Source organism: uncultured Brachyspira sp. (assembly GCF_910588665.1).
Taxonomy (GTDB): domain Bacteria; phylum Spirochaetota; class Brachyspiria; order Brachyspirales; family Brachyspiraceae; genus Brachyspira.
In genome coordinates this window covers 208123-229734 of record NZ_CAJUPR010000004.1, presented here as the reverse complement: position 1 = coordinate 229734, position 21612 = coordinate 208123, and the positions used below count along the sequence as shown (strand labels likewise).

Genomic DNA, 21612 nt, shown 5'->3' with positions numbered 1-21612 from the left:
TAGTTCATCGGCGGAAGTGAGGAAGGAGGCGATGCGGTGTTGTTCTTCTAAACTTGGTATTTGTATTATCATTTCTTGCATAGAATTAAAAGACAATATATTTCGGACACTACCCGCTAATAGTGGTTTTATATAACCTGTAAAATTGTAGGATTGTATCCAATATTTAAGAAAATATTTATATATAATTTCATGATTTATACTAAATACAACATACATAGGACTAACTATGCAAACTTCAAAATTTTCTAACATAGATATTGAACCGATATTTATTCTTGCTGGATTATAGGCAAAATCCCATTTATTGACTATTTTATAATTGGACACATTTTTACTTGCTATACTCTTACCAAAAAATTCATTTTGTATTACAAACCCATCTTTTTTATTAGTTACGCTTAATACTAAAGTTATTAAATTATTTTTATTTCTAATATTTTTTTCTTTTATTAAATCCCCAAGCCTTACTGTTTTCCATTCGCCTGATGTCTGGAATTCGGGGAATCTGAGTTTCGGGATTAGTTTTTTATTATTTTCATAAATCATATATTTTATAAAGCTTTATATTTTTTAATTATTAATTCATATCCGCTCTGTCTAAAATACTTCTTGCCAAAGATCTGGAATCCGCATTTTCTATATCGCTTGCCAGAGAAATGCCGTAAGTAATTCTTGTTATTCTTCCGTTATAATTATTATCTTTTAATGCTTTATGAATATATCCTGCCGTTGTATCCGCTTCTAATGATGCGCCGAATGCTATCATTATCTCTTCAATATTATTTTTATTTACTCTATCCAAAAGCTCTTTTATTCTTATATCCCCTATTCCAATTCCTTTAATAGGAGATATAAGACCGCCTAATATATGATAAACTCCGTTATATTCTTCCGTTTTCTCTATTGCAAGCATATCAGGGTACGACTCCGCAACACATATTTTATTATGATCTCTTCTCTCATTGGCGCATATAAAACATATATCATTATCGCTTAAACTGTAGCATTCCTTACATACTTTTATATTACTATGAAGCGAAGACAAGGCATCTGCAAACTCTTTTAAATATTCATCATCGCAGTCAAATAAATACAAAGCAATACGCATAGCTGTTCTTGCGCCTATTGATGGAAACCTTGATATAATTTTAGTAAGCTTATCTAAAGATTGTATATTATTCAAAATCATTATTCCTTATTATTTCCGTCATCATTTTTATTGCTTATATTATTTATCATATCGTTCATTTTTGATATCATATCAGAATTTATAGAGTCTAAAGAAATATTTATTTTACCGTCTTTATATTCCACCGATGTCATTTTGCTTATATCCTTAAACATCTGATTCATATCTTTAAGATTAAACAGATTAGATTTATCTTCCTTCTTAGAATTATTATCTTCAGAATTATCATCTTCTTCTTTTGATTTTTTTCTTAATTCATTTACATTTATAACCGCCTCATTTATGCTTGACATTATCATTTCTTCAAGCAGTTCTTTTTGATCTTTTGATAAAAGTGTTTCATCTATAGAAAAACTAGTTATTTTATATGATTTATTCATAGCTAAGCATACCAAATTGCCCGCAGAACTGTATTTTATGCTGTTTTCATTCATAATTTATACTCCTTAATTTAGCTTATAATTATTATAATATATATTCTTTTTAATATTTTATCAATAAAAACTAAAAATAATATGAATTTGACTTTTTTTGTTCTATAATATATCATCTTCCATTATAAATTAATAATATTTCATTTAAGGTGTTACAGCAGAGTATTACAGAATGTTAATAAAAAAAGTTATATTTACAGTATTCTTTCTTACATCAGTATTGTTTTCTCAGCAGATAAAAAAAGAAATAAGCGAAACTTATGAAAAAGAAAATATAGCCGTTTTTGAAATATCTGATAATTCATCAGTATACGGAAAAAATTTAGGCGCAAAAATGACTGCATTAATAGAAAATTCATTAACTAAATTAAACAGATTTAATATTGTAGACAGAAAAAATTTAGATAAATATTTAAAAGAAATGGAGCTTCAATTAACGGGTATAACTGAAAAGCAAATAATTGAAGCAGGTAAAATATACGGATATTCAAAAGCCGTAACGGGAAAAATAATATCTGCAAATGTTGCAGTAGAATATAATGAAGATGACAGCTTCAGTTTATATTCTTCGGTTGAAATGGTGCTTCAGATAACAGATGTTGAGACCGCTAAAATACTTTATTCCTCAAAACTGAATGGAAGCTCTTACGACATTACAAGCGGCTATCCTTCTTATTCCGTAAGAGAAAGCCTCATACATGATGCATGCAATAATTTATCATACAAAGTTGAAAAAAAAATGAGGGATATATTTAAAATAGCGGTAAAAATAGCGGATATTGATAAAGGCAATATCATACTGCTTGCAGGAAAAAATCATGGCGTAAGTCAGAGAACCAGATTTAAAGTTTACTCCCCTAAAGAGGATATTATTCTTCCTTCCGGCAATATAATAAGCGGAGGATACGATTATAAAGGAACTCTAAGAATAAAAGAACTGAAAAATGAATATTTGATTGCAAAAATTTCCAGAGGAAAAAATATACAGGTGGGAGATATTGCAAAAGAAACTGTTATAGGCAATTTGGCAATGGGAATATTTTTAGATTATTCGGCATATAATTTACCTGATTTTCAAAGAACATATAAAAGCGCTGTAAAACCTAATGAAGGCAAAATGAATATATCATTAAATAAAAATAAATACGCTTTGGGAATACATTTTAAAATGGGATATAACGGCGTATTATTTTCCCCCAACTTAAGCGTAGGCTTATTATTCGGTGATTTTTTAAAATCAAGCTATACTGTAAATGCCAGAGCTAATTTTGATATTAATATAAATTTATATCATGAAGTATTAAGGCTTATCATAACGCCTTATATAGGAGCTGGATTATCATTTACTACTATAGGCAGAATAATAGAAGGAAATTATTATACTGATAATAATATATATTTACCGAACGGAGCTAAGATAGACTCAAGAGATATTATGTTCGGCATAGGAGCTTCGCTTTCTTTGCAGTATAATGTTACAGATACTATAGGGGTAAATTTAGGAGTAGGATACAGATTTTATACTAACCCTATCAATTTAGGAGTTTTCAGCGACGGTATTGAAATATCATTGCCTGAAAATGTTAAAACAGTTAATCTTACAGGATTGGAATTTACATTCGGAGCATTTTTTATATTATAATGATTAAAAAAATTACAGCAATATTATTTATAATATCAAATACTTTCTTTGGAGCATTTTATTTTTCAGATATAGCTAAAGAAAACGGCACTAATGAAGTTATGGAATCTGCAGAAAAAAAAGAAATAACAGAAACAAATGAAAGTTTAAAATATGAATACAGCATAGAAACTAATGATATTAATTCTTTTTTCTATATGAAAGGAAATAATATAATAAGTCAAAACGGAGTTATAAACTCTCCAGTTATAATTGAGGATACATATAAAAGCAATCCTTTCAGATATACGGAAGTAACATTTATATTAACCGCTTTTTTTTCATATACCTACGCCACATATCTGGTGTTTGGTTTAGAAGCCTTAGAAAGCGCTAATGTAGTACCTTCAACAACAGGAAGAGGCATGTATAAAAATATATGGATATCATCTATGCTTTTTGAAATAACGGCGGCGCTGTTCTGCGGAGCGGCTGTGGCTTATGATAGCTACCAGAGAGTTTACGGCAAAAAGAAGGAAGGATTTAGTTTTAATTTTACGCCTTTTTATGAGATTGCAAATAAGGATGCAGGATTTATATTTTCTCTGAACTATACATTATAGCTGTAATTAATATTTTATCCTCTGGAAGGAATTATTTTTCTTTTTCTCAATTTCGGAATAAAATTTTTATTTATAAGAAGTATATAGGATATAAAACATAAAGCTATCATAAATGCCGATATTAAAGCGGCTTTGATATTTATATAATTATTATTATCTTTTGTTAAATTTGAAATATCTCTTTTTTCCTTGCGGTCATTTTTTATTATCTTTATAATTTTTTCATTTTTAGCCTCATCAAGATAACCAAATGTTTTTGCAAATGATAATATATATTCTTTATCGGTTTTCAATCTTTCTATATTATTTGATATCTGTATTTTTTTTCTGTTTAATTCTTCCACTTTTTTTATTTTATTATCTATAACGGCTTTTTTAGCATCTAATGTAAAAAATCCTTTAGAACTAAAAACAAATACATACACCATAAAAGCTATTCCTGTCAATATGATGCCATAGAATATTTTAGAACCGATTCTAACATTAAAACGCATATATTATAACCTTATTAAATATACAACTTATTATCGGAAGTAATTTATTAAAATTAATACACTTATATGCAAATATTATTATATTATTTAAATTGTATTTTTAATGCTTAAAATACTGCCTTTATCTGTTATTTTTATATTCCATAAAATATTTACTGTATTTTTTAAAAAATTTCTATTATGACTTACAATAATCAAAGCGCAGTTAAAAGAAGACAAAGCCTCGCTAAGACGCTCTACGGAATCTATATCAAGATGATTAGTAGGCTCATCTAATATTATAATATAAGGATTTTTTATAACAGCCATTCCGAGCATTATTTTACGCATTTCTCCAGGGCTATGAACTTGGGAATTAATTACAGATTCTGCGCTGCTTCCAAGTCTATCAACAAAACTCATCAAAAAACCTAAAGATTTATTATCAAAAGTTTTTATACTATTAAACATTTTATTATAATTTTCTCTGTCTATGCTCTGATCAATATATATAATTTTTTCTTTATTTATAGAATTACTAAGCATTGTCTGTAATATATAATTTAATAAAGATGTCTTTCCTGCTCCGTTTACCCCTTCAATACCTATTCTGCTGTCTCTTTTTATTATAAGTTCAGAATGCTTTAAAATTATATTATTTATTTTTGTTTCTCCAGCTTCCAAATAAAATAAAAATTTTCCTTTATACCTTTCGCCGATAAACTCCATATTCATAGCTTCTCTTTTTTTTATATACAGAGTTTCGCTTTCCAAAACGCTTTTATTATATAAACTTTTTGCCTGCTTAGCTTTTGATGCAAGTCTTCTGTCTTTGCCTGTAAGTCTTGCAGCATCGATTTTTACTTTAGCGTCATGATCTTTTTTATCTATATGCCTTTTACTTCCGCATTTGATTTTTTTAGCGTCCGAATCATTTTGCAGTTTTTTATACCTATTTTCCAACATCTTAACTTTTTTTCTGCTTTCTTCATATAAACTTAAATTATAATTATCCTCTTCTTTTTCATATTTCCTGCATTCTGTATAATTACCCGTTCTTATTTTGCATATTCCGTTTCTTATAAATATGCATTTATCTGCCAATTCATCAATAAAATCAATATCATGGCTAATAATAACAGCAATACAATCAAGTCTTTTTATTACATTAATAAGTATTTCTTTGCATTCCATATCAATATGATTAGTAGGTTCATCTAATATCAATATATCAGGATTGGAATATAGAGCAGAAGCTATTTGAAGTCTTTTCTTCTCTCCGAAACTAATAGAATCAAATCTATATAAATAACTGTAATCTATTTTAAATATAGATAATAAATATCCTGAATATGAACTGTCATCATAAAATAAGCTTTCAGAATTATCAGGCAGAGAAATACATTCCTGACTCAGATAAGAACTTATAATATTTTTTTTTGAATATTCTATACTCCCTGAAGTCGGCTTAAGTATTCCTGCAATAAGTTTAGCTAATGTACTTTTGCCGCATCCGTTTTGTCCAACTACAGCAGTGCAGGATTTCTCTATATGAAAAGAAACATCATTTAATATATTATCTGAACCGTCATAAGAAAAAAAAACTTTATTGAACTTTATAAACATATATTAACCTCTCATAAAAAAATAATCTGTCAAGTAAAAAATACTCTTTTATTTTGGTTAATATATAAAATCACATATTTATATTTTATTCATATAATTAAAAAATGTCAATAAAAAAAGCATATTAAAAATAAAGACTCTTTTTTTAAATAAATAATTAATATAATTAACCTCTCTTTCCTCCCATATCTATATACTGACTGTACATAGGAGAAGGAAGTCCGAAACCTCCGGCTACAGGCATAGTTTCGCCTGTTACAAAAGAAGAATAATCGCTTGCAAAGAAAAGCACCGCATTAGCAATATCCTCAGGCTCAGCGGGTCTATTTAAAGGAACATTTTTCAGAAATAATTTTAAAAACTCTTCCGACATATTTTTCATTGCCGCATCGGTAGCCACAAATCCAGGAAGCACGGCATTGCATCTTATATTATGCCTTGCATATTGAACTGCAATATTTTTTGTAAGAAAATTTACAGCAGACTTTGATATTCCGTAAGCTAATCTTGACATATCGGGAAAAATACCTCCTACAGAAGATATATTAATTATGCTTCCTCCTCCCGTTTTAATCATATATTTAACAGCCGTTTTTGAAGGAAGATAAACACTTTTTAAGTTTGTATTAACTATATTAAAAAAAGCTTCCGTATCTCCATCAACCAAATCAAAATCCTTATTAATATCGGTAGTGCCGAAATTATTAACAAGTATATCAAGCTTATTTTCTTTTTTTATAACATCTTCTATCATAGATGTAAAAGTTTCTTCTTTTAAGGCATCAAAATATACGATGTCGGCATTGCCTCCGTTTTTTATTATTTCATTTGCAGCTTCTTTGCCTGCATCCAATCTCCTTACGGCTAAATAAACTTTTGCCCCGTTTTCTGCAAGTTTTTTTGAACATGCCAAACCTATTCCTCTTGTTGCAGAAGTTACTAATGCTGTTTTTTTATCTAAAAGCTTCATAAACATATATCTCCTTTATATTTTATTTAAATCATATTTAATTTAGTAATTATATCAAATTTAATAAATATTTTTATAATTAATATAACTATTTTGAATATATAGTTCTGTATTTCATGAAAAATACCATAGCAATAATAAAAGTTATAACTTCTGTAATCGGCATAACATACCATATACTGTCTTTTACAAATATTAAAGGCATTATAAATATTAAAATACCGCTTATAGCGAGTCCTCTTAATACAGCAATTATAAAAGAAGAGCTAGGTTTCATTATTGCTTGAAAATAGTAAGTGGCATATACATTGAAAGGAAGTATCAAAAATGATATAAAGTAAGCTCTCATAATATTTTTTGATATTGATAAAGCTTCTTCTGAAGGCTTCATAAATGCTTTCATTAAAAAATCTGTATTAAAATATGTAAATAATGTATATACTATACTAAGTACCAAAGCTGATAATACACTGCATTTTACAGCCGATTTTATTCTGTACATTTTTCCAGCACCTAGATTAGTTGATATTATAGGCTGAGCAGCTTGTCCTATTGCATAGGCAGATGACTGAACTAATATATTAATATTTATTATTACAGAATAAACTGCCAAAGCTGAAGTACCGAAATATTTCATTATTTGCCTATTAAACATTAAAGCCAATATTCCCATTGCTATATCTATAAAAAATGTAGAAAAACCAATAGAAGCAACATTCCTTGATAATGAAAATAATTTGCTAACCTTTTGAAATTTTAAAGTATTTTTCTTAGTAAATAAATGCGATATTAGTATAGAAGCTGTAATAATTTGTCCTATAGCAGTTGCAAGTCCAGCACCAAATATACCCATATCGCATATAAATACAAAGAAATAATCTCCAAATATATTAAAAATACCTCCAGCCATAACTCCTATAGTTGCTTTCATAGGATCATTATCATTTCTAAGGAATGCTGCAAAAAATTGACTGAAAGCAAATAAAGGAAGAATAATTTTTATAGGAAGAAAATATTTTCTAGCTAAATTTAAAAGAACTTCATCAGCACCGAAAAAATAAAGTATATTATCTTCAAAAATAATAGATAATATCCAAATTATAAATATCACTATTGATAAAGCGATAAATGATGCAGTAAAGAAATTATTTTGTTTATCATAATCTCCAGAACCTTTTGCCTTACTAAAAAGTACAGAACCTCCTATACCAAAAAGCAAACCTATACTATATATGACATTCCATATTGGAGCAAATACAGCTAAAGCAGCAGCGCCATTATCACCTTCATATTGTCCTACCATAGCAACATCAACTATAGAATAAATGGCAGCTATCAAAGCACTTCCAAAACTGGCTGATAAATACTTTAAAAATATTTTTTTTACATCTGTTTTTAGCATATCCATAAATAATACTCCTATATAAAAGTTAAAAACAAAATCTGTAAAATATTACATCATATAAATTTATAAGTCAAATTTTGGACTAATATTTTTTACAAATACTAAATTTTATTTCAGTACTTATCATATTTATTTATTGATATTTTTTATATAATATATTATATTGATACCGTATAAAGCGTATTATTGAAAAAACAAAGAAGATTGAATATATGAAAAAGTTTTTATTTACATTTGCTTTAATGTTAATATTATCGGCATCGGTTTATAGTTTTCCGTATAAGATATATACAGGAATGACAGGAGCATTGCGTCTTGGAGGCACACTGTATATTAATAATGATAGGATAGGTACAAAAAAATATACTTTATCAACTCCCATAATGATAAACTTCGGAATATTTAGAAATTTTGATATATTTGCTAGGGTTCTGCCTATAACTTATATTCCAGAAATAGGCGTAGGCGTACAAGGTCAGCCGCAATTTTCCATAATGCCTAGATTTCAATTCTTTAACGGATTTATAGGAGCTGTTGAAGTATTATTTCCGGGTTCGTCTAAGCAGAAATTCGGACTTAATCCTCAGCTTCATTATTTAATAGGTTTAGGAGATTTTTTTACAGCATTTTTTAATCTTGAAGTTCCTATGTATTTTAAAGATCCCAGAGGCTTAGTTGAATCTGTAAGATTAAAAACTGCATTCGGTTTTTATCCGGGAGCTTTATTCGGATTCTCTTTAGCAGGCATATATTTAGAATATCATTTTGCATATGACTTCTATAATAATTCCGTACTGTATCTTAATCATTTAGGTTTGGGGCTTTATTTAGTATTAAACAGTGATGCAAGTCTTTCAGTAAACTTTACTCCGTATTTGGAGCAGCTTTCAACAGGTTTTTACTTTGGTATAGGAGCATATCTGTCATATACATTTGATTTCAGTAAATTTATAAGATAATCATTTTTTATAATTTAATTATAAAATCAAGTATTTATTATTTTTTTATTATAAAATATAATATATAAAAAAATAAATTATTTCTTAGAAATGCTGAACTTCCATTTGTGCAGTATCAGTAACATCGCATTCATCTGCGCTTTTAAAATTAAATATAAATTTATCAAGACCATATTGCGAAATATCTAATATAAAAGAATATGAAATTTTTTTCTTTATTTTTAACTGCTTCCCAATTCTGTATATCTATAGCATGTGCAGATTGTCAGCTTGAAATTAAAGTCAGTTTGCCGTCTGATGATATTGTAAATTTTTCATCTGGAGATTGTGAAGAAGTCCAATTACCAACTAAATATGCAGGCTTGAATTTTTTATGATTTTGTTTTGATGAGCAGCTTATTGAAGTTAAAAACATTGAAAGAAAATAAACTCATCAATAAATAAAAACTTTTGTATATTTTTTGTTCTAAACATATAAAAGTACTTTAAAAAAATTATAATAATCATAATAAGTAATTATTATTTATTAATAAGTATTATAAATTATTTTTAGTAAAGCATATATAAAATATTTTATGCTGTAAAAAACTATATTGACTTTTTTTATATTTTTATATAATCTACTAAGATGATTAAATACTGTATTTTTTTAATGATTATAACGGCAAATGCATTATATCCGATAGTAATAGTAGAAGAAAAAATAAATAAAAAAACTATGTATTTATGGCAGAATCTGGAGTATTCTATTAATTTTACAGGAGATGCTGATAAGTTCAAAGCTGTAGGAATTAATATAAATGCTATAAGCGATTTTGAAGTTATTAATGAAAAAGCGGAAATAGAAACCATACATAAAGAAAACAGTATTGCCTCTACAAAACATAAAATAACATACACTCTTAAACCTGTCAGAAAAGGAAAATTAAAAATACCAAAATTAGAGGCAAGATACTATGATATAGAAAGAAAAAATAATTTAATACCTAAAGAGCAAATAATAAAAGAATATAGTATAAGAGTATTTACTTATTGGTTTTTATTAATTATCATAGGACAATGGGGAATAATAATACTTATTATATTTTTAATATACAGATTCATAAAAGATCAGCATAAATTAAATAAAAAGAAATTTTAAAGATAAAATATCTAAATACAATTAGAAGGAATTATTCAAATGTCAGACAATAATAATGATAGCATAATAAGTACAGATAATGCAAGCAAAGATTTACAGGTAATTTCAGAGGCTTCTAAAATGGCTTCTGATGTTGTAAATACCGTAAAAAATGAAATAAAAAAAGTTATAATCGGTCAGGAAAATATGATAGATAAGCTTCTATTGGGTATAATATGCGATGGTCATGTATTATTAGAAGGTGTTCCGGGACTTGCTAAAACATTAACTGTAAAATCATTAGCAAGTACAATAGATGCAAGCTATAAAAGAATTCAGTTTACGCCTGATCTTCTTCCCGCAGATATTGTGGGCACTGAAATATACGATATAAAAAATTCTGTATTTCTTCCGAAACAAGGACCGATATTTTCTAATATAATACTAGCCGATGAAATAAACCGCTCTCCTGCAAAAGTACAATCAGCGCTTCTTGAGGCTATGGGGGAACATCAGGTTACCATAGGAGACACCACATACAAATTGCCTGATGTATTTTTAGTATTGGCTACTCAAAACCCTATCGAACAGGAAGGCACCTATCCTCTTCCCGAAGCTCAGGTTGACAGATTTATGCTTAAAGTAATAGTGAAATACCCTACCAAAAGCGAAGAAAAAACTATAATAAAAAATATGTCATCTTCAAAACCTGAAGAATTAAAACCTATAACCACTATAGAAACCATAGAAAAGCTTAGAAAATTAGCAAATCAGATATATATAGAAGAAAGATTAATAGATTATATAGTTAATATAATAGATGCCACAAGAAATCCAAGCGAATATAATTTAAAAAGCGAATATATAGAATACGGGGCGTCTCCAAGAGCAGGAATATACCTTACAAAATCTGCTAAGGCTAATGCTATGATGCATGGCAGAGGATTTGTTATGCCTGAGGATATAAGGGCTGTTGCTTATGAAATATTAAGGCATAGAATCAGCATAAGCTATGAGGCTCAGGCTGAAAATATAAACAGCGATATGATAATAGAAAATCTTCTTGCAAATATTAATGTTCCTTAAAAATTATAAATAATAATAAACTTAAGCATATTATTTTTATAAAGCAATTTACCATATTGACGAAAATATAATATAAATACTTAAATTAACGGAGTGTATTATATGATACGTTCTTTATGGACAGCCGCAAGCGGTATGAATGGTATGCAATTTAAAACGGATACAATTGCAAATAATCTTGCAAATGTTAATACTATAGGATATAAAAAAGTAAGGGCAGATTTTGAAGATTTAATATATCAAAATCTGAAAATACAGGTAACTCCTGCAACCGAAGATACTGTAACTCCTGTAGGTCTTCAAACAGGCTTGGGAGTGAAAAGCGCTGCTACTCAAAAAATGTTTGATCAAGGTTCATTGCAGGCAACTGGAAATAAATTGGATTTGGCATTGGAAGGAGAAGGATTCTTTCAGGTATTAATGCCTGACGGAAGCGTTTCATATACCAGAGACGGATCTTTCAAAATTGATGCTAATAAACAGCTTGTTACCTCAAACGGATACAGATTAGTACCTGAAATAATATTTCCTGAAAACTTCTTAGTAGAGCAGATAAGCATATCAAGAGAAGGCATTGTTTCCGTAAAAATAGGAGATGAAAATGATCCTGTAGAGATAGGACAGATTACGCTTCATAGATTTATCAATCAGCCCGGACTTCTTTCTATAGGAGATAATCTGTATAAAGAAACAATAGCAAGCGGACCTGCCTTTGAAGGAGAAGCTGGAGCAAACGGATTTCCAAGAATACATCAGGGATTTGTTGAAATGTCAAATGTAAAAGTTGTTGATGAAATGGTTGATATGATAGTTGCTCAGAGAGCTTATGAAATGAACTCTAAAGCTGTGCAAACAAGTGATAACTTGCTTGCCACAGTAGTAAACTTAAAAAGATAATAAAAATAGATAACTAGCAAAATAGATGAGAGATCTTTTATAAGATCTCTTTTCTGTATATAGATCTGTAAGAACTGTCTTTTTTAACATAAAGATTAATCATATTATAATATTCATTTTTTATGCTTTCTGCATAAGATTCTCCTATTTTATTATATGCATTTCCTGCATTATAATATTTAAGAGATTTAACAATATCGCCGTTAAATTTATCCAAAAGCTTATCTATAAATCTTACGCCAAGTATAATATTATCTCTGGGATTATATCTATTTAAATTAGGATCAACATCCTCATTGGCTATAGGAGTTATCTGACAATATCCGTAAGCATTTTTCCTTGATAAAGCTGTAGGAACAAAACTGCTTTCGACTTTAATCAAAGCCACCATTAAAATAGGATCCACATCATAACCGCTTGAAATATCAAAAATATATTTTATAAACCAAAAATCCTGATTATAATGATCGGCAATATCGTTTATTAAAACAGATAAATCATTAGAAACAAAAGAATAATCATTATTGTTACAATTATGAGTTTCCAAATTTAAAGTACAAAAAAACATACAGATTGTTATAATAATTCTTTTCATATACCCCTCTTTATTATTAATAAATTAATAACATATATTCTTAATATAACATTTTTATAAAAAAACCGTAATAAAATTATTAAAACTTTTTATCAGATATAAAAAACGCTATAAATCAATTCTTCCTTCAAAACAATACCTAGCTTCCCCCTTCATAAATACAGTATCATTTTCATATCTCAATATTAAATCTCCTCCCAAAAGATGATTAATTATAATATTATTTGTTCTTTTACTTATAAATCCTGCAACGCATACGGCAGAAGCACCTGTACCGCATGCCAAAGTTTCTCCGCTGCCTCTTTCCCAAGTTCTTTGCTTTACCTCACCCATATTTATAATCTCCACAAACTCAACATTAGTTCTGTTTGGAAATATGCTGTGATTTTCTATATAGCCGCCTAATAAATCTAATTCCAAATTATCAATATTATCCGTAAATATTACCGCATGGGGATTGCCCATAGATACCGATGTAAAATAATATGTTTTATTATTAAATATTATAGGCTCATCAATAATAGGCGTTTTATCTATAATTGTAGGTATTTTAAGTCCTTCAAGTATTGGGGAGTTCATATTAATTTCAACTTCATCAACTTCATTATTTTTTATAAACAATTCCGCATTTAATATTCCGCTTAATGTTTCTATTTTAAGAGGATTATTTCTGCTTATGCCCTTATCATAAGTATATTTAGCTACGCATCTTATGCCGTTTCCGCACATCTCGCTTTCGCTACCGTCAGAATTAAACATTCTCATTTTTACATCCGCTTTATTGCTCGGCATTATAAGTATTATACCGTCAGCTCCTATTGAATAATGCCTTCGGCTTAATATCGGAGAATATTTAGAAGCATCTTCCTCTGTAAATTTTTCTTTAAAACAATCCACATAAATATAATCATTTCCTATGCCATGCATTTTAGTAAAGTTCAAAGTCATAAAAAAACCTTTAAATAATTTTTATTTCATACGGCTGACTATTCTACATTATAATAAAAATTAAGTAAATGCTGTTGTCTTATTCCTCAAACATTATATTTTATAATTTTTTATATTAAGATATTTTTGTATATTTTAATGACTTTTGGTATTATATAGATATAATTACGGCTTATATCTTAGATTAAAATATAAGCCGTAATTAAGATATCAAATTTATTTGATTGTTTTATTTATATGATTTTTATTTTATGTCTTTCTCATCAAGACCCAATGCCTTAAGAACGCCAAGTCCGTAGTTCTTATCTACATTCATACAATTTTTAACATGCCTAAGCTGTACTTCTTTAGTAACTCCCTTCATGTCTCTTGCAGTATTTTCGAATAATACTTTCTTTTGTTCATCATTCATAAGATTAAATAAGGCTCTTGCATCTGTATAATAGTCATCATCATCTTTTCTGTAATCATATCTGTAAGCATCTCCCTGAATTTTCAAAGGAGGCTCAGCATATTCTTTCTGCTCCTTCCATTCTCCCTGAGAGTTCGGTTCATACTCTACTTTTGATCCGTTATTAGAATCAACTCTCATAGCCCCGTCTCTATGATAAGTATTTTTATATTTAGGAGCATTTACAGGTATGCTTGAATAGTTAACTCCTAATCTGTATCTTTGAGCATCAGTATATGCAAATAATCTGCCCTGAAGCATTCTGTCAGGAGAAAAACCTATGCCAGGAATTATTGTGGAAGGACTAAATGCAGACTGCTCCACCTCGGCAAAATAATTTTCAGGATTTCTATTTAACTCCAATACTCCCACATCAATTAAAGGATATTCTTTTTGAGACCAAGTTTTTGTTAAATCAAATGGGTTTCTTTTGCTTGCATTAGCCTGTTCTTCCGTCATTATTTGAATCTTCATATTCCATTTTGGAAAATCTCCTCTCTCTATAGCTTCAAACAAATCTTTTTGAGAGCTTTCTCTGTCTTTTGCTATTATTGCCTCAGCCTCTTCATCTGTAAGATTTTTTATACCCTGCTGAGTTTTGAAATGGAATTTTACCCAAACTCTTTTATTATCCTTATTTATAAAACTATAGGCATGACTGCTGAATCCATGCATATACCTATAACTATACGGTATTCCCCTATCGCTCATATCAATGGTTATCTGATGAATAGATTCAGGCAGCGATGTTAAAAAATCCCATTTATTCTGAGGGCTTCTCATATTAGTTTTAGGATCTCTCTTAACAGCATGATTTAAATCAGGAAATTTTAAAGGATCTCTGAAATAAAACACTGGAGTATTATTTCCGACTAAATCCCAATTACCTTCTTCGGTATAGAATTTAATAGCAAATCCTCTGATATCTCTTTCAGCATCTGCAGCACCTCTCTCTCCTGCTACCGTAGAAAATCTTACAAATAAATCGGTTTTCTTTCCCACTTCGGAAAATATTTTTGCTTTGGTATATTTTGTGATATCATGCGTAACTGTAAATGTACCGTAAGCGCCTGAACCTTTGGCATGCATTCGTCTTTCAGGTATAACTTCTCTGTCAAAATGAGCCATCTTCTCCATATACCATACATCTTGAAGAAGCATAGGACCTCTTGCGCCTGCCGTAACAGAGTTTTGATTATCTTCAACAGGTGCTCCGAATTCAGTTGTTAATTTTTTATCATCCATATTAAAACCTCTTAATTAGTATTGATTATTAATAAATATATTATAATATATCAAATTTTCTTTCAATATTGTTTCATTATTTTTTATAAAAAAATATATTTTTGATTATAAATTTACTTTAAAATTATTTATGATATAATGAACTGGAATAAATTTAGAATATATATTATGAGGATATTATGAAAAAACTTATATTAAGAATCATTTATTTTACTGCAGTAATATCATTTATAATGGGGGCAAGTATGTTTGCGGCAGTTAATATTGATAGAACAACTCCGATAGGCGAAAACGTAAGCAGGAATAATTACAAAGCAATAACTGTAACATTCAATCAGCAGATGATTGCTTTGCAGGCTTTAAAAGATGCACCCAATGAATATTTCAGTTTTAATATAGATATTAAAGGTTACTGCAAATGGCTTTCAATTAATACTTTGGCATTTTATCCTGAAGATCCCCTGCCCGATAATACTGCTATAGAAGTAACATTAAAAAAGGGAATAAAAAGCGAATTAACAGGAGATACGCTTGAAAATGATTATACTTGGACTTTTAATACAGTAAGACCCATAATGCAGAAAAGCTCTCCTTATAACGGACAATCGGATTTACCTACCGATGTAAGCATAGTTATTTATTATAATATGCCTATATATCTGCAAAGCGCAAGAGAAAAAATAAGCTTAATCTATGGAAATATGGATGAGCCTGATATAGAATTTGATATAAGATATGCAAGGAGTTCGGATTTAAGAGGTTGGGAAACTGATGAATATGAATTAGAGCAGGTATTGGTTTTAACTCCTAAAAATAATTTATATAAAAATGGAAAGATAAATGTATATATAGATGAAGGACTTGCCGCTGTTGACGGCAATTTAGGAACGGAAAAAGAAGACTATTTTTCTTTCTCAATGCATAATAATTTCTATTTTAATGGAAATTCCGAACAGACTATATCGGCATCATACTATCCTGAAAGTCCTAAAATTAATTTCAGCACAAGAGTTCAATGGTCGGATTTAATAAGAAATATTGAGATAGAACCTTCAATTCAGCTTCCTGCAGAAGAAGACCTTGAGGAAAGTTCATGGAGTTCAAAAAATTTTGATCTTTATCAATTAAGATTTAACCCTAATACTACATATAATATAAAAATTAACGGAAGTTTAAAAGACATTTACGGACAAACTTTGGGAAAAGAGCAAAATATCATATTAAATGTTACGGACTATAATCCCAGTGTTTCAATACCTTCAGGAATGGGAGTCGTGGAATCTTATGAGGGAATAAAACTTCCTGTAAATGTAATTAATCCCAACACTATTAATATAAAAAGCAGGTATGTTGATAAAGATAATATAATACCTTTCTTATTTTTAAATAAAGAAGTATACAGATACGACAGCAGCGAAGAGTTTAGAAATTATACCAACAGATATAGAAATTTATTCGGATATGATAATAATTCACAGTACATTCCGAATGTTGAAAGAAATAAATATATTACAACAGCGCTTTATTTAACTAACTATATGAATAATAAACGCTACGGACTTTTATCTATAGAGTTTAGCAGTAAAACAGGATATGAAAATAGGAATAATTATTTATCGCATTCTCAGATACAAATAACCTCTATGGGTGTAACAGGAAAATTCTCAGGCGATTCAAATACAATATTTGTAACCGATTTAAAAACAGGAATGCCTGTTGAAGGGGCAGCCGTAGAAATAAGAGATGACTTCAACAGAGTATTGGAAACGGCAATTACAGATAGAAACGGAATAGCAAATACTAAAGGATTCAGAACCTTAGGAATAAAAAGGGTAAGCAGATGGTCATCTCCCAGACAATGGGCTATAGTTACAAAAGGAGATGATATATCTTTTATAAACAGCGATTGGGGTATGGGTATTTCGCCTTGGAGAATGGATATAAGTTATAACGATTACCCCAACGATAAAGAATATGAAGGCTCTATGTTTACAGAAAGAGGAATTTATAAGCCCGGAGAAGAAGTACATATAAAAGGCGTTATAAGAGAAAATAAAACAGGAAATTGGCAGATACCTGATGATTTGAAAAGCGGTTCATTTATAGTTAATAATTCAAGAGGAGAAGAAATTCATAAAGGAACTGTTGCTTTAAATGAATACGGTTCTTATTTAGTAGACTTCACTCTTCCTGCGGACGCTCCCACAGGATATTACAGTATAGAGGCAGAATTTCAAAATGATTCCAATAATAACGGAGAAGAAAGCAGCTCATACTCAATATCTCAGAGCTTCAGAGTGGAGGAATTTAAGCCTTTAGAGTATGAAAGCAGAATTTGGGTTGAAGATAAAAGCTACTATTTAGGCGATACAATGCCTATAAAAATGTCAGGGTGGTATTTATTCGGAGAACCTATGATATCCAATCAGGTGAATTATAATATTTCTATAAGAGAAACTTCATTTACTCCTCCTAATAATGCAGGATTCAGATTCAAAAAATTAAGCTGGTTTGAAGATGAATATTATAATGACTATTATTCTTCAATAGCAAATGGAACAGGTTCATTAGATGAAAACGGAGAATATGCTTATGCTCCGAAAATAGATGCAAGCCGTTCACTGCATGCAGCTTATGTTACTATAGAATCAACCGTAGCAGGAAATGATTCTCAAAAAGTAAGCGCAACTAAAAATGTGCTTTTTTACGGAAGCGATTATTATATAGGAATAAAAAGACAGGGATATTTTTTAGAAACCGATAAACCTGCACAGCTGGAGTTTATAGCTGCAGACCCTGACGGAAACAGACTTGAAGGCAAAAAAATAGAAGTTAAGATTATAAGAAGATATTGGGAATCTGTAAAAAAAGCAATAACAGGAGGAAGATTTCAATGGGAGTCTAAACAAATTAACGATATTATTGAAACTGCTTCTATTACAACAGCTAAAGACCCTGTTATTTTAAGTTTTACTCCTGAAAAATCAGGGCTCTATATAGTGCAGGCACGTGCTCAAGATTCCGCATACAGAGAGGTTGAATCTGATGAGTATATGTATGTTATAGGTAAAGATTATGCTCCTTGGGCTATGTTTGATGATGATTTACTTGAACTTATAACAGAAAAAGAAGAGTATAAGCCTTATGAAACTGCTAAAATAATGGTGAAATCTCCTTATGAAAGTGCTACTGCTTTGATAACTGTTGAAAGAGAATATGTAATGGATTCTTATGTAACAAATATAGAAGGATCAACTGCTTTAATAGAGATTCCCATAAAACCTGAATATCTGCCTAATATATATGTCGGAGTTTCTCTCGTCAAAGGAAGAGTTGAAAATGAATCCTACACTAATTATGCCAATGATGAGGGCAAGCCTTCATTTAAGATTGGTTATGCAGGTCTTTCAGTTTCGCCCCGTGAAAAAGAACTTAATGTAAAAATAATAAAATCTGCAGATAGTTTAGAGCCTAGAAGCGAGATGACTGTAGACTTGTATGTTGAAACAAAAGAAAGCGAGCCTATGGAGACGGAAATTATGTTAAGCGTAGTTGATGTAGGAGTATTAAATTTAATAGGATATAAAACTCCAAATTGGTTTAATACTTTCTACGGAAAAAGACCTTTAAGCGTATCAAGTTCCGATACAAGAATACATCTTATAGGACAGCGAAATTACGGAGAAAAAGGAGACACTCCGGGAGGAGACGGAATGAGATCGGCTAATGCCTTAATGTCTAAGGCTGAAGCTATGGGTATGGATATATTCAGCATAAGAAAGAATTTCCTAACAACAGCGTTCTATCAGGGAAGAGTAAAAACAGATGCCGAAGGCAAAGCAACGGTTACATTTAATCTTCCTGATAATATTACATCATTCAGAATAATGGCTTCCGCTATAAATAAGGACGGTTATTTCGGAGCTTCAGATGATGTTGTGGTGGTTAAGAAAAATATTATGCTTATGCCTACGCTTCCTGAATTTGCCTATGTTGAAGATAAATTAAAAGCAGGTACTTTGGTATATAATTATTCCGATGAGGATTTAGAAATAGAGATTCAGGCTGTGGCTTCCAATGCTATGATAGAAAATGATATTCAGACAATAAAAGTAGCTAAAGGAGCAGTTGCAGATGTAAGATTTGATATTGCGGCTACAAACAGAGGAGATGCCAAAGTTACAATACTTGCAAGAGGCGGAGAATATACGGACGCTGTTGAGAAATCATTTGAAGTTAATGTACCTATGACAACAGAATCGGTTGCCGTATTCTCAAGCACTACAAACAATAATACAGATTTGATGATTAGAGTGCCTAATATCACTGAAGCATATAAAGGAGCTGGAAGCTTAGAAGTTTATATGTCGCCTAGTGCATTCAGCGAGCTTACTGGCGGCATAAATTATCTTATTAACTATCCTTATCTATGCTTAGAACAGCAGCTGTCTAAAGTTTATCCTATAATAACAAGCAAAAGATTATTGGTAGATATGAAGCTTACAGATATAACTGAAGAAAGCCTTGATGATACCGTACAAACTTTCTTAAAAAATATGCCGAATTATCAAAGCTTCAACGGAGGATTCTCATATTGGACTAGTAAAACTTGGATATCACCATGGCTTACTGCATATGCCGCAGATGCTATGATTAAAGCAGAAAAAGAAGGATATACTATTGACAAAAACTCTCTAAAATCGGCACTGGAATATATAAGAAGCTATGCTGAAAGCAGAGAATCTGAAAAACCCAGATTCTGGGATGACGAATATATTAATCTTTCTTCGGTAGCCTATATTGCCGCAGTGCTTGCAGAGGGCGGATACAATTCTAATGATGTAAAATCTATAATAGACAGGATATATCCTAATGTTAATAATATGCCTTTTTACGGACAGGTACAGTTAATGAGAGCTATGTACTATAATAAATATGATAATAATGCATTTGCTAAGGTAAGACAGTATATACTTAATACAATTAAAGAAGATCCTAATACCGCTCATTATGAACTGGAAGAAATGTATTCCAATTTGTATTGGATACACTCCTCATCAGTAAGAGATACATCTGTAGCTTTGTATGCATTAATAGAAACAGGCTATGATAATACTGTTAATGAAAAAGTAGTAAGATGGCTTGTTCAATCAAGAAAAAACGGCAGATATTTAAATACTCAGGATAATGTATCCGTATTTGCCGCTATGAATATGTATTTCAAAAAGTATGAAAATGTTAATCCTGATTTCAAAGCAGAGTTTATATATCATGGACAAACTTTAATGTCTGAAACATTCAGCTCAAGAACTCAGCCAAGCTTAACAAAAAACTATGCATTAGATGAGTTTATGAATGACAGATTAAGCAACTTAAATACTAAAACTGCCTTAGCCAATATAAAACGCAATGGAAACGGCAGACTCTATTACGGCGTAAGGCTTAATTATGCGCCCCGTAATTTAGCAGTTAATAGAGATGCAGGAATAAAAGTTGAAAGAGAATATCATACCAAAGAAGGAAAAGTATTAGATCTCGCTAAAGACAGATTCAAGCAAGGCGAAGAATATGTTGTTGTTGTAAAAGTTACGGTTCCTTATGAAAGACATTTTGTTGCTGTTGACACTCCTATTGCAGCAGGTATGAGAATACTGAACTCTTCATTTGATACGGAAAGCAGTGAAGTTAAAGACATAACAGGCAATCAATATATAAACTGGTGGGGAGGATTTAATCATACTGAAAACTATAATGACAAAATATTATTATTTGCAGATGTCCTCAACGAAGGAGAGCATATATATAAATATGTAGTCAGAGCAGTTACTCCGGGAGAATATCTGCTTCCTGCAACTAAAGCTGAAGAGATGTATAACAGCGAAGTATTCGGCTATGACGGACAGCATAAAATTATTATAGAGACTAAATAAAACCGTATAATGTTTAAATAAAATAAATAATTTTTTT

General features: G+C 30.0%; 18 protein-coding genes. 7 read left to right on the top strand and 11 right to left on the bottom strand.

Annotated features, from left to right (window positions below; all coding sequences use genetic code 11):
- The 3 genes from QZ306_RS04700 to QZ306_RS04690 form a co-directional block, all read right to left on the bottom strand.
- The coding region (locus QZ306_RS04700; protein ID WP_295161677.1) for a restriction endonuclease subunit S at positions 1-549 on the bottom strand (549 nt) is incomplete at its 3' end.
- A gap of 31 nt (positions 550-580) precedes the next feature.
- Entirely contained in the window at positions 581-1186 is a 606-nt protein-coding gene (recR, locus tag QZ306_RS04695; protein WP_295161675.1) for a recombination mediator RecR, read from the bottom strand.
- Positions 1187-1191: 5 nt separating this feature from the next.
- Positions 1192-1626, bottom strand: a complete 435-nt coding sequence (locus tag QZ306_RS04690) for a YbaB/EbfC family nucleoid-associated protein (RefSeq protein ID WP_295161673.1) — start codon at positions 1624-1626, stop codon at positions 1192-1194.
- Between the two features lie 172 nt (positions 1627-1798).
- On the opposite strand from QZ306_RS04690, the gene QZ306_RS04685 reads away from it, so the two are divergent.
- Positions 1799-3268, top strand: a complete 1470-nt coding sequence (locus tag QZ306_RS04685; RefSeq protein WP_295161671.1) for a CsgG/HfaB family protein — start codon at positions 1799-1801, stop codon at positions 3266-3268.
- A complete protein-coding gene (locus tag QZ306_RS04680; RefSeq protein WP_295161669.1) occupies positions 3268-3870 on the top strand; it encodes a hypothetical protein in 603 nt (200 codons plus the stop codon). The genes QZ306_RS04685 and QZ306_RS04680 overlap by 1 nt, the downstream gene beginning before the upstream one ends.
- 14 nt (positions 3871-3884) lie before the next feature.
- Here the strand turns inward: QZ306_RS04680 and QZ306_RS04675 are convergent, their stop codons facing one another.
- The 4 genes from QZ306_RS04675 to QZ306_RS04660 all read right to left on the bottom strand — a co-directional run bounded on the left by QZ306_RS04675 (position 3885) and on the right by QZ306_RS04660 (position 8347).
- The gene (locus QZ306_RS04675) at positions 3885-4364 is read right to left on the bottom strand and encodes a septum formation initiator family protein (protein WP_295161667.1); all 480 of its coding nucleotides are present in this window, start codon (positions 4362-4364) and stop codon (positions 3885-3887) included.
- Positions 4365-4451: 87 nt separating this feature from the next.
- Entirely contained in the window at positions 4452-5969 is a 1518-nt protein-coding gene (locus tag QZ306_RS04670) for an ATP-binding cassette domain-containing protein (RefSeq protein ID WP_295161665.1), read from the bottom strand.
- Positions 5970-6135: 166 nt separating this feature from the next.
- Positions 6136-6939 (bottom strand): SDR family NAD(P)-dependent oxidoreductase, encoded by an 804-nt coding sequence (locus QZ306_RS04665; RefSeq protein ID WP_295161663.1) that lies wholly within the window; start codon positions 6937-6939, stop codon positions 6136-6138.
- Positions 6940-7027: 88 nt separating this feature from the next.
- Positions 7028-8347: an MATE family efflux transporter gene (locus tag QZ306_RS04660; protein WP_295161661.1), complete on the bottom strand. Its 1320-nt coding sequence runs from the start codon at positions 8345-8347 to the stop codon at positions 7028-7030.
- A gap of 209 nt (positions 8348-8556) precedes the next feature.
- Here QZ306_RS04660 and QZ306_RS04655 point away from each other — a divergent pair, with 209 nt between their 5' ends.
- Positions 8557-9303 carry a hypothetical protein gene (locus QZ306_RS04655; RefSeq protein ID WP_295161659.1) on the top strand — a complete coding sequence of 249 codons (747 nt, stop codon included), beginning with the start codon at positions 8557-8559 and terminating at the stop codon, positions 9301-9303.
- Between the two features lie 265 nt (positions 9304-9568).
- Here QZ306_RS04655 and QZ306_RS04650 read toward each other — a convergent pair whose 3' ends face one another.
- Positions 9569-9718: a hypothetical protein gene (locus QZ306_RS04650; RefSeq protein ID WP_295161657.1), complete on the bottom strand. Its 150-nt coding sequence runs from the start codon at positions 9716-9718 to the stop codon at positions 9569-9571.
- Between the two features lie 237 nt (positions 9719-9955).
- Between QZ306_RS04650 and QZ306_RS04645 the strand changes: the two genes are divergently transcribed.
- The 3 genes from QZ306_RS04645 (at position 9956) to flgG (ending at position 12406) form a co-directional block, all read left to right on the top strand.
- Positions 9956-10444 (top strand): BatD family protein, encoded by a 489-nt coding sequence (locus QZ306_RS04645; RefSeq protein ID WP_295161655.1) that lies wholly within the window; start codon positions 9956-9958, stop codon positions 10442-10444.
- A gap of 120 nt (positions 10445-10564) precedes the next feature.
- Positions 10565-11509, top strand: coding sequence for an AAA family ATPase (locus QZ306_RS04640; protein WP_366142571.1), 945 nt, complete (start codon positions 10565-10567; stop codon positions 11507-11509).
- 102 nt (positions 11510-11611) lie between these two features.
- Complete coding sequence (gene flgG / locus QZ306_RS04635; protein ID WP_295161651.1) at positions 11612-12406, top strand: flagellar basal-body rod protein FlgG; 795 nt, start codon at positions 11612-11614, stop codon at positions 12404-12406.
- A gap of 37 nt (positions 12407-12443) precedes the next feature.
- On the opposite strand, the gene QZ306_RS04630 is transcribed toward flgG, so the two are convergent.
- From QZ306_RS04630 to QZ306_RS04620, 3 genes are all read right to left on the bottom strand, one after another.
- Positions 12444-13001, bottom strand: coding sequence for a lytic transglycosylase domain-containing protein (locus QZ306_RS04630; RefSeq protein ID WP_295161649.1), 558 nt, complete (start codon positions 12999-13001; stop codon positions 12444-12446).
- Between the two features lie 108 nt (positions 13002-13109).
- A complete protein-coding gene (gene dapF, locus QZ306_RS04625; protein WP_295161647.1) occupies positions 13110-13949 on the bottom strand; it encodes a diaminopimelate epimerase in 840 nt (279 codons plus the stop codon).
- Positions 13950-14193: 244 nt separating this feature from the next.
- Positions 14194-15645, bottom strand: a complete 1452-nt coding sequence (locus QZ306_RS04620) for a catalase (protein WP_295161646.1) — start codon at positions 15643-15645, stop codon at positions 14194-14196.
- A 179-nt stretch (positions 15646-15824) separates the two neighbouring features.
- Here QZ306_RS04620 and QZ306_RS04615 point away from each other — a divergent pair, with 179 nt between their 5' ends.
- Positions 15825-21575, top strand: coding sequence for an Ig-like domain-containing alpha-2-macroglobulin family protein (locus QZ306_RS04615; protein ID WP_295161645.1), 5751 nt, complete (start codon positions 15825-15827; stop codon positions 21573-21575).
- The last annotated feature ends 37 nt before the right edge of the window (positions 21576-21612 follow it).

What these genes read in the sequence shown, in the direction of transcription:
- QZ306_RS04685 (WP_295161671.1), top strand. Translation starts at nt 1,799, where the DNA reads ATGTTAATAAAAAAAGTTATATTTACAGTATTCTTTCTTACATCAGTA.
- dapF (WP_295161647.1), bottom strand. Translation starts at nt 13,949, where the DNA reads ATGACTTTGAACTTTACTAAAATGCATGGCATAGGAAATGATTATATT.
- QZ306_RS04650 (WP_295161657.1), bottom strand. Translation starts at nt 9,718, where the DNA reads ATGTTTTTAACTTCAATAAGCTGCTCATCAAAACAAAATCATAAAAAA.
- QZ306_RS04665 (WP_295161663.1), bottom strand. Translation starts at nt 6,939, where the DNA reads ATGAAGCTTTTAGATAAAAAAACAGCATTAGTAACTTCTGCAACAAGA.
- QZ306_RS04655 (WP_295161659.1), top strand. Translation starts at nt 8,557, where the DNA reads ATGAAAAAGTTTTTATTTACATTTGCTTTAATGTTAATATTATCGGCA.
- QZ306_RS04615 (WP_295161645.1), top strand. Translation starts at nt 15,825, where the DNA reads ATGAAAAAACTTATATTAAGAATCATTTATTTTACTGCAGTAATATCA.
- QZ306_RS04690 (WP_295161673.1), bottom strand. Translation starts at nt 1,626, where the DNA reads ATGAATGAAAACAGCATAAAATACAGTTCTGCGGGCAATTTGGTATGC.
- QZ306_RS04670 (WP_295161665.1), bottom strand. Translation starts at nt 5,969, where the DNA reads ATGTTTATAAAGTTCAATAAAGTTTTTTTTTCTTATGACGGTTCAGAT.
- QZ306_RS04630 (WP_295161649.1), bottom strand. Translation starts at nt 13,001, where the DNA reads ATGAAAAGAATTATTATAACAATCTGTATGTTTTTTTGTACTTTAAAT.
- QZ306_RS04645 (WP_295161655.1), top strand. Translation starts at nt 9,956, where the DNA reads ATGATTATAACGGCAAATGCATTATATCCGATAGTAATAGTAGAAGAA.
- QZ306_RS04680 (WP_295161669.1), top strand. Translation starts at nt 3,268, where the DNA reads ATGATTAAAAAAATTACAGCAATATTATTTATAATATCAAATACTTTC.
- QZ306_RS04640 (WP_366142571.1), top strand. Translation starts at nt 10,565, where the DNA reads ATGGCTTCTGATGTTGTAAATACCGTAAAAAATGAAATAAAAAAAGTT.
- QZ306_RS04675 (WP_295161667.1), bottom strand. Translation starts at nt 4,364, where the DNA reads ATGCGTTTTAATGTTAGAATCGGTTCTAAAATATTCTATGGCATCATA.
- flgG (WP_295161651.1), top strand. Translation starts at nt 11,612, where the DNA reads ATGATACGTTCTTTATGGACAGCCGCAAGCGGTATGAATGGTATGCAA.
- QZ306_RS04620 (WP_295161646.1), bottom strand. Translation starts at nt 15,645, where the DNA reads ATGGATGATAAAAAATTAACAACTGAATTCGGAGCACCTGTTGAAGAT.
- QZ306_RS04660 (WP_295161661.1), bottom strand. Translation starts at nt 8,347, where the DNA reads ATGGATATGCTAAAAACAGATGTAAAAAAAATATTTTTAAAGTATTTA.